The 13489-nt window shown below is 73.8% G+C and carries 11 protein-coding genes; 7 read left to right on the plus strand and 4 right to left on the minus strand.

Annotated features, from left to right (window positions below):
• Window positions 1-507: 507 nt before the first annotated feature.
• From ACH34T_RS36155 to ACH34T_RS36165, 3 genes are all read left to right on the plus strand, one after another.
• Window positions 508-1692, plus strand: coding sequence for a YihY/virulence factor BrkB family protein (locus ACH34T_RS36155; RefSeq protein WP_396025481.1), 1185 nt, complete (start codon window positions 508-510; stop codon window positions 1690-1692).
• Window positions 1693-1731: 39 nt separating this feature from the next.
• Entirely contained in the window at window positions 1732-2754 is a 1023-nt protein-coding gene (locus ACH34T_RS36160) for a phosphotriesterase (RefSeq protein WP_396025482.1), read from the plus strand.
• Between the two features lie 107 nt (window positions 2755-2861).
• Window positions 2862-3572: a phosphoribosyltransferase gene (locus ACH34T_RS36165; protein WP_396025483.1), complete on the plus strand. Its 711-nt coding sequence runs from the start codon at window positions 2862-2864 to the stop codon at window positions 3570-3572.
• Window positions 3573-3945: 373 nt separating this feature from the next.
• Here ACH34T_RS36165 and ACH34T_RS36170 read toward each other — a convergent pair whose 3' ends face one another.
• The 4 genes from ACH34T_RS36170 to ACH34T_RS36185 all read right to left on the minus strand — a co-directional run bounded on the left by ACH34T_RS36170 (window position 3946) and on the right by ACH34T_RS36185 (window position 7814).
• A complete protein-coding gene (locus ACH34T_RS36170; protein ID WP_021600082.1) occupies window positions 3946-4242 on the minus strand; it encodes a WhiB family transcriptional regulator in 297 nt (98 codons plus the stop codon).
• A 183-nt stretch (window positions 4243-4425) separates the two neighbouring features.
• Window positions 4426-5340, minus strand: a complete 915-nt coding sequence (locus ACH34T_RS36175) for a sucrase ferredoxin (RefSeq protein ID WP_396025484.1) — start codon at window positions 5338-5340, stop codon at window positions 4426-4428.
• Window positions 5341-5655: 315 nt separating this feature from the next.
• Complete coding sequence (locus ACH34T_RS36180; protein ID WP_396025485.1) at window positions 5656-7209, minus strand: glycerol-3-phosphate dehydrogenase/oxidase; 1554 nt, start codon at window positions 7207-7209, stop codon at window positions 5656-5658.
• Entirely contained in the window at window positions 7206-7814 is a 609-nt protein-coding gene (locus ACH34T_RS36185) for a TetR/AcrR family transcriptional regulator (RefSeq protein ID WP_396025486.1), read from the minus strand. The genes ACH34T_RS36180 and ACH34T_RS36185 overlap by 4 nt, the downstream gene beginning before the upstream one ends.
• Window positions 7815-7873: 59 nt before the next feature.
• On the opposite strand from ACH34T_RS36185, the gene ACH34T_RS36190 reads away from it, so the two are divergent.
• The 4 genes from ACH34T_RS36190 to ACH34T_RS36205 all read left to right on the plus strand — a co-directional run bounded on the left by ACH34T_RS36190 (window position 7874) and on the right by ACH34T_RS36205 (window position 13035).
• Entirely contained in the window at window positions 7874-9475 is a 1602-nt protein-coding gene (locus ACH34T_RS36190) for an FAD-binding oxidoreductase (protein ID WP_396025554.1), read from the plus strand.
• Between the two features lie 4 nt (window positions 9476-9479).
• Window positions 9480-10382 (plus strand): diacylglycerol/lipid kinase family protein, encoded by a 903-nt coding sequence (locus ACH34T_RS36195; RefSeq protein WP_396025487.1) that lies wholly within the window; start codon window positions 9480-9482, stop codon window positions 10380-10382.
• Window positions 10383-10839: 457 nt separating this feature from the next.
• Entirely contained in the window at window positions 10840-12360 is a 1521-nt protein-coding gene (locus tag ACH34T_RS36200) for a metallophosphoesterase family protein (protein ID WP_396025488.1), read from the plus strand.
• A gap of 162 nt (window positions 12361-12522) precedes the next feature.
• Entirely contained in the window at window positions 12523-13035 is a 513-nt protein-coding gene (locus tag ACH34T_RS36205) for a DUF4234 domain-containing protein (protein WP_396025489.1), read from the plus strand.
• Window positions 13036-13489 lie beyond the last annotated feature (454 nt).

Genomic DNA, 13489 nt, shown 5'->3' on the forward strand with positions numbered 1-13489 from the left:
TCCAGTTACGACCGGCACCGGGACGGGTGAGATGCGTCATCCTTGCCGCCTCCAGTTCACCGGGGGCTCGGCGTCCTCGCCGGGGTCGGGGCCGGTCTCTCCGGCGGTTTCGGGAGGCCCGCCCGCGCGTGCGGCCGGGCCCGGGTGGTGCTGGCAGTCGCACCAGGACCCGCCGCGGCACTCCTCGTGGCGGCGCTCTCGGCACGACTCGCAGATCACGCCTCCCATTGTCGCCGATGGAGGCGGGTGCCCGGTCCGCGCCTAGACGATCATGGTCGGGTGGACGTTCCGCGCCGTCAAAGCGGGTATGGACCAGGAGACGGGCGGGGAACCTGAGACGCGCCTGCGAGATGATGGGCCGGGAAGGACGGTCGGGACGCGACGCGCGGAGCGGATCACCGAGATGAGCGGAGCGAACCGGGGTGTGTGGGGGGCCGGCCCCCCACGGGAGACTCGGATGGGCGATGCGGCATGTTCCGGACGCGTAACGGCCTACGGTGGGGCGGTGTGACCACCGTCTCCGACGCCGCGGGCGTCTCCCCGGCCGGGGACTCCGACTCCGAGACCGAGACCGGCCCCGACGGCCCCGCCGTCCCGGACTCCGGCGACCGCACCGCCCAGGACTCCGGCGATCGCACCGTCCCCGATTCCGGCGACCCCGCCGACCCCGCCGACCAGGACTCCGGTGGACGGGACGGGGAGCGTGATCGCGCCCCCGCGCCCTTGCGCGCGCGTGTGCGCGGCGGGGTGGGGGCGTCCGGGCGGGTCGGCTGGACGCTGATCAAGGGCACCGCGGTCGGCGCGTTCCGCTACCGGGTGACCGGCCTAGCCGCCGAGGCCGCGTTCTTCGCGCTGCTGTCGCTGCCGCCGCTGGTCATCGGGCTGATCGGCACGATGGGCCACCTGCGCGGCGTGATCGGACCGGACACCGTGAACGACATGCGCAACTGGGTGATCGAGAACGCCCAGCAGGTGCTGACCGGGCCCGCGGTCGACGACACCGTCGAGCCGCTGCTCAAGGAGGTGATCGAGGGCGGCCGTCCGGACATCGTCTCGGTCAGCTTCCTGATCTCGCTGTGGGCGGGCTCGCGGGCCACGAACGTCTACGTCGACACGATCACCATCGCCTACGGGATGTCCGGCATCCGCGGCGTGATCCGCACCCGGCTGCGCGCGTTCCTCCTCTACCTCATCGGCCTGCTGGTCCTGGTGATCGTCATCCCGCTGCTGGTGGCCGGGCCCACGCTGGTGCGGGAGGCGTTGCCGGAGAGCGCCGAGGCGGTCCAGCTGCTGTACTGGCCGGTCGTCGTGGGCCTGTCGATCGTCTTCCTCGCGACCCTGTACCACGTCAGCGTCCCGGTGCGGACGGCCTGGTCGCGCGCCGTGCCGGGCGCGGCGCTCGCGCTGCTTATCTGGATCATCGGCAGCATCACGCTCCGGGTCTACCTCACCGGCTCGCTGAGCGGCGTGTCGGTGTACGGGTCGCTCGCCGCCGCGATCGCGGTGCTGGCCTGGCTGTACGTCGCGGCGCTCGCGGTGCTGATCGGGGCGACGCTGAACGCCGAGATCGACCGGCTGTGGCCGAGCGAGATCACCGCGCGGGCGCGGGCGGAGCTGGCCGACAAGGCCGCGGAGGCTACCGACGGAGACGACGCGGCCGCCCCGGACGAAGGTAAAAACAGCGCCGATTAGGGTCTTGAAAAGGTCAAACATGTCGTAGCCTCGCCTGACATGACCCCCCGAGAGGACACCGGCCGGCTCCGGACCGTGACCGGCACGATCGCGACGTCCGAGATCACCGGGCCGGTGCTCTCCCACGAGCACCTGCAGATGGACCTGCGCTGGGCCGCGCGCCCGCGGCTCGTGGAGTCCGACCCGGGCCGGTGGCTGGACGAGGAGAAGTCCGTCCAGCGGGAGCTCGCGGCGCTGCGCCGGGAGCACGGCCTCGGCCTCGTCGTCGACCTGACGTGCTCCGGCATGGGACGCAACGCCGCCGCGCTGGCCCGGATCAGCGCGGGGGCGCGGGTCGCGGTCGTCGCCGGGACGGGCGTGTTCACCGAGCCGTTCCACCCGTCGTTCGTCCGCGAGGCCCTGCAGGGCGGGGAGGCCCTGCAGGCGAGCGAGGCGGTGGGGACGGCCGAGGGCGCGGACGGGCGGTCGGGCGTCGAGCGGCTCGCGGAGCGGCTGCTCGCCGAGGTCGGCTTCGGCATGGACGGGACCAACTCGCTGCCCGGCGTCATCGGCGAGATCGGCACGTGGGGCGAGGCGCCGACGGAGACGGAGGAGCTGTGCCTGCGCGCCGCCGCGCGGGCCGCCCGCTACTCGGGGCTGTCGGTCGCGACGTACGGCCGCGCCGGTCTCGCCCAGCTGGAGATCCTCACGGGGGCCGGGCTGTCCCCGGGCCGCGTCGCCGTCGGCCAGCAGGACCGGGTGGACGACCCCGGCCAGCACCGCAAGATCGCCGAGACGGGCGCGTACGTGTCGTTCGGCACGCTCGGCCTCGCCGGGGACGACGACGCGGCGATCGGCGCCCGCGTCCGCTGCGTCATGGACCTGCTGGAGGCCGGGCACGCGTCGCAGGTGCTGCTGAGCACCGGCGTGTCCCGGATGACGCAGATCACCCGGTACGGCGGCGGGGGCTTCGGGTACCTCTTCGACGCGTTCCTGCCCGCGCTGCGCGTCGCCGGCGCGGACGACGCGACCCTCGACGCCGTCCTGCGCGACAACCCGCTGCGCTGGCTCACCGGCGCCTGACGGCCGGCAGGCGCTCCCATACAGGCATTTACCTCTGTATGAGACGCCATATGCGCCTGTAACGGCGGCGGGAGTGGGTAGGGGTGACCCCGGAAGGGGGTGCGCCGATGTCCTGGAAGAGACCCGCACGCGACCGCGGCGACGTCCAGCGGACCGAGACCGTCCGGCTCCCCTACGCCGACCGCACGGAGGCGGGCCGGGTGCTCGCCGAGCGGCTCGTCCCGCTGGGGCTGGACGGCGCCGCCGTCCTCGCGCTGCCGCGGGGCGGCGTCCCCGTCGGGTACGAGATCGCGCGGCGGCTCGGGTCCCCGCTGGACGTCCTGGTGACCCGCAAGATCGGATACCCGCCGCAGCCGGAGCTCGGGGTCGGGGCGATCGCCGAGGGCGGCTCGCCCGTGTTCGACGGCGACCTGCTGGAACGGCTCGGGCTCCGTCCGGAGGACCTGGCCGCGACGGTGGCCGCGGAGCGCGCCGAGCTGGACCGCAGGGTGGCGGCCTACCGGCGCGGGCGGCCGCTGCCCGAGACGTCCGGGCGGCCGGTGATCGTCGTGGACGACGGCCTCGCCACGGGCGGGACGGCGCGCGCCGCCGTCCGGGCGCTGCGCGAGCGGGGGCCGTCCCGGCTGGTGCTCGCGGTGCCGGTGGGCGCCGCGGAGACCGTCCGCGACCTGGAGCCCGAGGTGGACGACCTAGTGGTGCCGGCCGCGCCGTGGGAGTTCCGCGCGGTCGGCCAGTGGTACCGCGACTTCGACCAGCTCACCGACGACGACGTGATCGCCTGGCTGGACCGGGCGGCGAAGGCCAGGAAGGCGACCTGAGCCCGCCCCGGACGCGGACGCGCCGGACGCGGACGCGCCGGACGTGAGCGCGCCGGACAGGGGCCGGGCGACGAGGGCCGCCGGACGGGAGCGGGGCGGACGAGGGCGGGCGGCGGAAAATGGTGTGGCGAGTTTCTGTGAAATGGCCACGCCGGGGGAGGCGTTGCGGTAAAAGCGCGGTTCGGCGGAAAGTCGGGACCGTTGTGACGCAGATGTGACGCACATGTGACGAAGCGGCCGGGCCCCGTCCGGGGGAACGGGGCCCGGGCAACGCAAACGGCCCCGCGGGGCGGGGCCGTGACGTTTTCTCGGTGGCGTGCCGGGGTTCGCGATGGGAGCGTTCTGGCGGCCTGCTTACGGGCCTTGCCGGTGACTACGCGGCGTTGGCGCGGCGCATCCGGCGACGGCGCTCGGACGCGCGCTCGTCTTCGTTCAGACCGCCCCACGTGCCGTACTTCTCGGGCCTGGAAACCGCGTAGTCCAGGCACTCCGTGCGGACGGGGCAGCCCATGCAGATCTGCTTCGCCTTGCGCTCGCGGATCTCCCGCTCGGGCTGACGCTCACCGTCGGGACCGAAGAAGAGGACGAGGTCTTCCCCCCGGCACGCCGCGGCGTCCTGCCAGCCCCAGCTGGGACGAGGGAGGTTTGCCTGCCGACGTACCTGAGCCATGGAACACCCACCTTGATTGGTTCGAACAATTTCGGGACATGGACGCTCGACATGCTTCGGGTGACATGAGTCAGAAGCGCCGAATGTTCCAACGTCTGGAGTTGCCGCTCTGTTCCCCGTCCGGTTACTCCGGAAACCTGGGGACGTGCGACAGGGAGACCCACGAATGGGGCCTCAGAGAGATTACACGAGGGCCGCCTCGTTGAGAAGGGTGAGTTCCCTAACAACGTAGGTTCTCAGGTTCTCCTCGCAGTCGGGCCCACAAGGGGCGGACTGCTGGACGGCGTCCACGATGATGTGGTAACGGCTTCCCCGTACTTCAACAACGGCCTCGTACCCGGATGTTCCCGCGACGGGCCGGACGGCGACGCCGGCCACGTCGGCCAGCCCGAGCCGGCCCGTGCGCGCCCGGATGAAGTGCTCGACGGCCTGCGCCGGCTCGGAGGTCCCGGCGCGTCCGCGCAGCCGGTCGAGGACGACCTCGCCCCGCAGGTAGGCGTTCGCCGCCGCGACGGCGTCCGTCTCGCCGAGGTTGCCGTAGCACAGCCCGTGGGGGAGGCACACCAGGTTGGCCGCGAAACGGTCGCCGCCGACGTGCGTGGTCTCCCAGACCAGGTCGACGAAACGCGCGGTGAGCGCGCGGGCCAGCGGCGCCCCGGTGCGGGCGCAGCAGGCGTTGCGGCGCCCGTGCGTGCAGACCAGGAACACCGGCTCCGGTGTCCGCTCCCCGAGGCCCGGCGACAGTCCGGCGGCGAGCGCGTCCAGGTCGAGCGACGCCAGCTCGGCGGGGTCGGCGAGTTCGCGTCCCTCGGTCCAGACCTCGCCGCCGCGCGAGAACGCGGCGTAGACCTGGAGGGGCGGGGTGGCGCGGCGTCGTCCGGCGCGGCGGATCAGCTGGGGCCGGACGCCCGCCCGCTTCGCGGCCCGGACGGCCTCGGCGACCGGTGCGGGACGGGCGAGGTCCTCGACGCGCTCGGGCCATGGGCCGGGGTGCTCGACGAGCAGCCAGGAGCGCGCCTTCTCGGTGGCGCTCGCCAGGCACGGCCGCTCGCCGGTGTGGCTCCCCGGGCAGTGGCCGCAGCCCTTGCCGCGCGTCACATGGACCCCCCGTTGATCTCTGGTGAATTAGGTAAGGGTAACCTAAGGCCCCGGCGCGGCGCCAAGTGGGGATGCCGCAGTTGAACATGCAGGACACGGTGCCTGAGCAGTCAGCACACCGTGCCCGAGCGGTCAGCCCAGAGCGCCGGGCGGCTCACCGCAGGGGGTGCCGGGACGCTCACCGCAGGGTGTGCTCGGGCGGTCAGTGCAAGGGTGCCCGGGCGGTCAGCGCAAGGTGCTTGAGCGGTCAGTGCAGGGGTGCTTGAGCGGTCAGTGCAGGGGTGCTTGAGCGGTCAGTGCAGGGGTGCTTGGGCGTCAGTGCAGGGCGGTGCGGGGCAGCAGCGCCTCGGCGGCCGGGAGCGCGGCCGCCCGGTCGGACGCGACGAGCCCGATCCGGGTGCGGCGGTCCAGCAGGTCGCCGGCGTCGAGGGCGCCCTCGTGCCGCACCGCCCACGCCAGCTCCACGCCGAGCACAGGCAGCCCCGGGACGACCGGTTCCAGCAGCGCCGGGTCGTCCTCGGCGAGCGCGCACAGCAGCGGCGCCTCGACCCCGTACCGCTGGACGAGGCGCGACGGCGCGTCCAGCGCGTCCAGCCGCTCGCGCGTGGCGGCGCCGACGAGCGGGAGGCGGGCGGTACGGCTCGGCCCCGCGCCGAGCCCGCGGGCCCGGACGGCCGCGTCGACGGCGTCCTGCGCCATCCGCCGGTAGGTGGTGAGCTTGCCGCCGACGATCGTGACGACGCCGTCCCGCGAGGTCAGCACGGCGTGCCGGCGGGAGATGTCGGCGGTGGCCTTGCCGTGGTCCACGTCCAGCAGGGGACGGAGCCCTGCGAACGCGCCGATCACGTCCGCGCGCCGGACGGGGACGTCCAGCGCCGAGCCGAGCATGTCGAGCAGGAACCCGATCTCCCCGTCCGTCGGCTCCGGGACGTCGGGGACCGGCCCGTCGGCGGGCTCGTCGGTCAGGCCGACGTAGACGCGGCCGTCGCCCTGCGGCATCACCAGCAGGAACCGGCTGGAGGTCCCCGGGACAGGGATCTGCATCCCCGCGGTCAGCCCGCGCAGCGTCTCCGCCCGCACCACGATGTGCGTCCCGCGCGACGGGCGCAGCCGCACCCCGTCGACGAGGCCGCCCGCCCACACCCCGGTCGCGTTGATGACCGAGCGCGCGCGGACGGTGAACTCGCGGCCGGTCAGCTCGTCCCGGACCCGCGCCCCGTCGCCGCCGAGCGCGACGGCGCGGCAGCGGGTCAGGACGCGGGCGCCGTGCCCGGCGGCGGTCCGGGCGATCGCGGTGACGAGCCGCGCGTCGTCGGCGAGCTGGCCGTCCCACGACAGCAGGCCGCCGCGCAGCCCGTACGGGCGCAGCGCGGGCGCGAGCCGCAGCGTCTCGACCGCCGACAGGCGGCGCGGTCCCGGCAGCACCGAGCGCGGGGTGCGGGCGGCGAGCCGCAGCGCGTCCCCCGCGTGGTACGCGGCCAGGGTGGCGAAGGCCCGGGTGCGCGGCATCAGCGGCGTCAGCGGCGTCACGAACGGGAGCGCCCGGACGAGGTGCGGCGCCGTGCGCCGCATCAGCACGCCCCGCTCGACGGCGCTCTCGTGCGCGACGTCCAGCTGCCCGGCCGCGAGGTACCGCAGCCCGCCGTGGATCAGCTTGGAGCTCCACCGGGAGGTGCCGAACGCCAGGTCGTGGGCGTCGATCACGGCGACGGACAGGCCGCGGGACGCGGCGTCCAGCGCGGCGCCCGCCCCGGTCGCGCCGAGGCCGACGACCAGGACGTCCACCACCTCGCGGGGCAGCGCGGCGAGTTCGCGTTCCCTGCGGGCGGCGTCGAGCGACGTCCGCGGGTCGGGTTCCGGAGATTTCACGGCGCGAGCATCCTTTCCAGGATGTGGTGCAGGTCGGCGTCGAAGGCGTCGGAATCGAGGTCGGCGTCGGCGTCGTCGATCATGGTCGGCGCCGACAGCACGTAGGACTGGACGACCAGCAGCACCGCCCGCGCCTGCCGCTCCGGATGGCCGGGGCGGATCGTCCCGTCGGCGTGGCCCGCCCTGAGCGCCTCCTGGAAGCGCTCCAGGAACACGAGCTGGCTGGCGCCGCAGCGGTCCAGCACGTAGGGCAGGATCAGCTCCGGGTCCACCTCGATGATCTTGCGGAGCAGCGGGTGGTCGCGGAACGCGCGCACGCCGGAGACCAGGCCTTCCACGAACCTGGGCCGGACGGCGCGACCGTCCTCGGGCGGCTGCAGCGAGTCGCTCAGCCCGACCCATTCGCGGGTCATCAGGTCGGCGACGATCGTGCGGACGTCCGGCCAGCGTCGGTACAGCGTCATCCGCGACACGCCGGCGCGGCGCGCGATGTCGGTGAGCGTCGTCCGGCGCACCCCGACGGCCAGCACGCACGCGCGGGCGGCGTCCAGCACCGTGTCGTCGGCGGTCCGCCCGGCCTGGTTGTTGTGACGATTCGACGTCATGTGTCACAGTGTAAGCACAGATCCGACGACGGGGGAGGCGCGGGGTGCGGACCCGGGACATGCTGTGGAGCGGCTGGGGCGACCCCGGCCGGGCCGCGCCGCTGCCGGAGCCGGTGGTGGCGCTGCTGCGCGACCTGCTCGGCGTCCGGCCCGCCGGGGCGCCGCCGCTCGCGCTGGCCGACGTCGAGGTACCCGAGCCCCGGCTGGCGGCGGACGACCTGACCGCGCTCGCCCGGATCGTCGGCGACGGCCACGTCCGCGCCGACGCCGAGTCGCGCGTCCGGCACACGCGCGGCAAGTCCACGACGGACCTGCTGCGCATCCGCGCCGGCGAGACCTCCGACGCGCCGGACGCGGTCGTCCTGCCCGGCACGCACGACGAGGTCCTCGCGGTGCTGCGGGCCTGCGCCGGGCGGCGGATCGCGGTCGTCCCGTTCGGCGGCGGCACCTCCGTCGTAGGCGGCCTCGCGCCCAGCGGGGTCGGCGCGTTCGTCGCGCTCGACCTGCGCCGCATGGACGCGGTCGTGTCGGTCGACGAGGTGTCGCGGACGGCCGTCCTGCAACCCGGCCTGCTCGCGCCCGCGGCCGAGGCGGCGCTGACCGAGCGCGGGTACACGCTCGGGCACTTCCCGCAGTCGTACGAGTGGGCGTCGATCGGCGGGTTCGCGGCGGCACGGTCCAGCGGGCAGGCGTCCGCCGGGTACGGGCGGTTCGACGACATGGTGGTCGCGCTGACCGTCGCGACGCCGGAGGGGACGCTGGAGCTCGGCCGGGCGCCGAAGTCCGCCGCCGGGCCCGATCTGCGGCAGCTCGTCCTCGGCTCGGAGGGCGCGTTCGGGGTGATCACGTCGGTGACCGTCCGGATCTGTCCCGTCCCGGAGGCGAAGGCGTACGAGGGCTGGCGGTTCGCGTCGTTCGGGGAGGGCGCCGCCGCGGTCCGGCGGCTCGCCCAGGACGGCCCGCTGCCCGCCGTGCTGCGGCTCTCCGACGAGACCGAGACCATGGTCGGGCTGGCCGACCCGTCCGCCATCGAAAGGCTGGCTGCTGCCGGATGCCTGGCCGTGCTCGGCTTCGAGGGCGCGGCGGAGCGGGTCGCGGAGCGGCGGGCCCTGGCGGCGGACGTGCTGCGCGCCGCGGGCGGTGAGCCGCTCGGCGCCGGGCCCGGCGAGAAATGGGAGCGCGGCCGCTTCGACGCCCCCTACCTGCGCGACTCGCTGCTGGACGCCGGCGCGTTCGCCGAGACGCTGGAGACCGCCGCGTTCTGGACGGACGTCCCCGCCCTGTACGACGCCGTCCGCGGCGCGCTGACCGGCGCCCTCTCCGGCGAGGGGACGCCGCCGCTGGTGATGTGCCACATCTCGCACGTCTACCCGTCGGGCGCGTCCCTGTACTTCACCGTCGTGTCCGCGCAGGGCGAGGACCCGGTCGGGCACTGGGCGCGGGCCAAGCGCGCGGCCTGCGAGGCGATCGTCGACGCGGGCGGCACGATCAGCCATCATCACGGGGTGGGCACCGACCATCGCGACTGGTACGCGCGGGAGATCGGGCCGCTGGGCGCGGCGGTGCTCCGCGCCGTCAAGGACCGGGTCGACCCGTCCGGGATCCTGAACCCGGGCGTCCTGATCCCGGGCCTCGCAAGCCCGCCGAACACGGAGGAGTAGCCGCATGGCCGAGGCACGCGCGTTCACCGCCATCGTCAACCCGGCGGCGGGCGGGTCCGCGTCCGCCTCCTGCCTCATGCCGCTGGGTCGGCTGCTCCGCGAGGCGGGCGCCGAACTCGACGTCGAGTACAGCCGGGGCCTGGAGCACGCCGCCGACCTCGCCCGCGCCGCCGCGGGGACCGGACGGACGGTGCTCGGCGTCGGCGGCGACGGCATGGCGGGCTGCGTCGGCGGCGCCCTGGCCGAGATGGGAGCCGGGACGGACGCGCTGTTCGGCATCGTCCCGGCCGGGCGGGGCAACGACTTCGCGCGGCAGCTCGGCGTCCCGTCCGACCCGGAGGAGCTGGCGAAGCTGCTGCTGGAGGGGGAGCCGCGCGCCGTGGACGCCATCGACGCCAACGGCACGGCCGTCCTCGGCAGCGTCTACGCGGGCGTGGACGCGGTCGCCAACGACAACGCCAACAAGACGCGGCTGCTCCGCGGCTCGGCCGCCTACTACTTCGGCGCCCTGCGCGCGATCGTCTCGTGGCGGGCCGCCGACTACCTGATCACCGTGGACGGCGAGACGCGCGAGCGGCAGGGCTACACCGTCGTCGCCGCCAACTCCGGCTACTACGGGTTCGGCAAGCACATCGCCCCGGACGCCCGCGTGGACGACGGCCTGCTCGACGTGATCCTCATCCGGACGGCGCCCAAGCGGCTGTTCTTCGCCGTCATGCGCGAGCTGGAGGACGGCACGCACGTGCGGCGTCCCGAGGTGGAGGTCATGCGGGGCGAGGAGGTGCGGATCGAGCTGGCGGGCCCGCCCGGCAGGACGCTCCCGTACGGCGCGGACGGCGAGCTGCCCGGCGTGCTCCCGGTCACGGCCCGCGTGCTGCCGGGCGCTCTGCGCGTCCTGGCCCCCTGACCTGCGGCCCAGACCGGCAGCGCGGAGGGGCCAGGCCAGAGGGCGTGCGGAGCGGCCGGTCAGGCCGGTGGTCCTGACCAGCGGCCTTGACCGGGCGGCCTTACACAGATCCCCCGGACTTGGTCCGAAGTTTGGGTCGATTTACGTCTGCATTACGGCCCCTCGGGTAGCGTCACTTACGTCCCGCTAAGGGACCTTGGGGCCGTCTGTGGAGACATCATGGGAAGGCGACTGATCGCCGTTCTGGGGGGACTCATGATGACCGCGGACGCCCGCGACGTGGTGGCGCCGGCGTCTCTGGGGGTGGCGCCGGTGTCCACCACGCTCAAGACCTCCGCCCCAGGAGGGGGGCGCGCGTCCAGGAACGGCCTCGCCGGGTCACGGCAAGTCGCTTGACGGCCGGAATCGCGTCCGGACAGTCTGTGAGGACCCCCTCACACGCTGCCGGAGGCGCTCTGTGTCTGCCGAGGAATCGCCCGATCCCGGTCCCGAGAACTCGCGCCGCTCCGAGGCGGGCGCCGGGTGGGTGTGCGGGAAACCCGGGACGTTCAAGGATCTGCTGCCCGAGCGCGTCGCCGACTTCTCCTGGCGCCGTCCGAGGGTGCTCTGGCGGTCCCGCAACGACGTGCTCGCGCGCTGGTTCGGCGACCCGTCGAACGCGATCCGCCGCCGCTGCGTCGACGCCCTGCGCGAGCGCGGGACGCCGGCGGCGTTCACCGTCCATCGCGCCGAGCCGGAGTTCTCGTTCGTCCTGCTCGGCGACACCGGCGAGGGCGACCGGTCGCAGTACGCGGTGGTGCCGCCGCTGCTGCACGCCGCCGGCGACACCGACTTCATGATCATCGCCAGCGACGTCATCTACCCGGCCGGGGACGCGGCCCAGTACCAGGACAAGTTCTTCCGTCCCTACAAGGACTACCCGGGCCCCATCTACGCCGTGCCGGGCAACCACGACTGGTACGACGGGCTGCGCGGCTTCCTCCACGTCTTCTGCGGCCTGGACACCGACTGCTCGCCGCCGCCCTGGCGCGGCGTGCTCTCGTTCCTTCCGCGCATGCTCTGGCGCCACTCCGGGGACGTCGACGGGGACGCGCTCGCCGAGGCCCGCGGCCGGTACCGGGGCGCGCCGGGCCAGCAGTCCCTCCAGCCGGGGCCGTACTGGGCGATCGACACGCCGTCGCTGCGCGTCATCGCCGTCGACACCGGGATCACGGGCGTCCTCGACCGCGCTCAGGGCCGCTGGCTCCGCGAGGTCTCCGCGGGACCGAAACCCAAGCTGCTCGTGACCGGAAAGCCCCTCTATGTGGACGATGATCACCGTCCGGGCCGGATCGAGGGCGGCGGGACGGTCGACGAGATCGTCCAGGACCCGGCGCACCACTACGTCGCGGCCATCGGCGGCGATATCCACAACTACCAGCGCTACCCGCTGACGACCGAGGCCGGACGGAAGATCGAGTACATCGTGTCCGGCGGCGGGGGCGCGTTCATGCACGGGACCCACACCATCCCGAGAACGCGCGTCGTGGACGAGGGCGAGTTCCGCTGCTACCCGCTGCGCGGCGACTCCCTCTCCCGCTACAGCAAGCTGTACGGCCGGTGGCTGCACCTCCCCAAGCTCTTCGAGCTCACCCCGCAGGAGGCCACGGCCGCCGTCGAGCACCGGCTCGGGATCAAGGCGGGCCGCGGCTACGAGGACCCCGCGCTTTCCCGCCGCGTCCGGTTCGTCGCCTCGCTCCTGGGCGTCCCGCGCGACGGCCGGCGCCGTTCCCGGTTCCTGCGGTTCCCCGTGCGCAAGGTGCCGCAGCGCTTCCGCTCGGAACTGGCCGACTGGGACGACCCGCCGTTCTTCAAGAGCTTCCTGCGCCTGGACGTCACCGAGTCGCACCTGCGGATCCGCTGCTACGCCGCGACCGGCTGCGGCGACCACGAGACGGCGCCGCCCTGCGAGGACGAGGTGACCATCGCATTGCGCTGATCCACCCCTTCTTTAGAGAATCCGCCAGTAATGTGGAGAAAGTCGGCGATCCTCGCGCGCGACGTGCGCGAATGCCGTTACAGTCTTGGCTCACCAAACGGGTGAACGGTAACGGACGGTCGGCCGGAGAGAACGACCGCGTCCTTCAGGAGCGAGACTCAAATGAGCTACCCCCAGCAGGGCCAGCCGCACCAACAGCCTCAGCCGCAGCAGCAGGCTTACCAGGGCGGCTACGCGCCCGCTCAGCAACCGCAGCAGGGCCCCGTCGCGCGGGGCGCCGGCGTCAACATGAAACGCCGCAACCCGGCCGCCGCCTGGCTCGGCCTGCCGATCATCACCTTCGGCATCTACGGCCTCGTGTGGTTCTTCAAGGTCCACAACGAGCTGCACGAGTACGACCGCCGCATCGACAACGCCGCCACGAACGCGCTGCTGTCCATGCTCTTCGGCGCGATCACCCTCGGCATCTGGCCGCTGGTCATGTGGGTGAAGCTCGCCGGCCGCATCGCCCAGGCCCAGCGCGCCGCCGGCCTCCAGCCCAGCTGCAGCGGCGGCCTGGGCTTCCTGCTCGGCATCTTCGGCTTCGGCGTCCTCTACTACCAGATCCAGCTGAACAAGGTCGTCGACCGCTACGGCGAGACCCCCGCGGGCCAGCAGGTCTCCCTGGTCGCCTGATCACTCCAGGAGCTACGGCCCTGGCTCCCTGAAGCCCACCGCGAACCCCTCCGCGCGCACCCGTCGCGGAGGGGTATCGCTGTTTATTGGGGGGGCGACCCCCCATACCCCCCGGCTGCGCGGCACGGGTCTCCTCGCTCCGGTCGCTGGCGCTCCCTGCGCTGCGGGGACGCGGCGCGCCGGGCATGCCCGCTGCGCTCGCTGGCGCTCGCTCCGCGTCCCTGCCCGTAACCGGCGGCTGCGGTTCAACCTGCCGGGGTTGAGGTTCGAGCCCGTTGTCGGCTGCGCTCGCAGAGCTTGCTCCGCGTGCCTGCCCGTGACTGGCGGCTGTGGTTCGACCTGGCGGGGTTGGGGTTTGAGCCCGTTGTCGGCTGTGCTCGGTGGCGCTTGCTTCGCGTGCCTGCCCGTGACCGGCGGTTGCGGTTCGGCCTGCTGGGGTTGGGTTTGGGCGCGT

It is taken from the genome of Actinomadura sp. 9N215 (genome assembly GCF_044326345.1).
GTDB lineage: Bacteria > Actinomycetota > Actinomycetes > Streptosporangiales > Streptosporangiaceae > Spirillospora.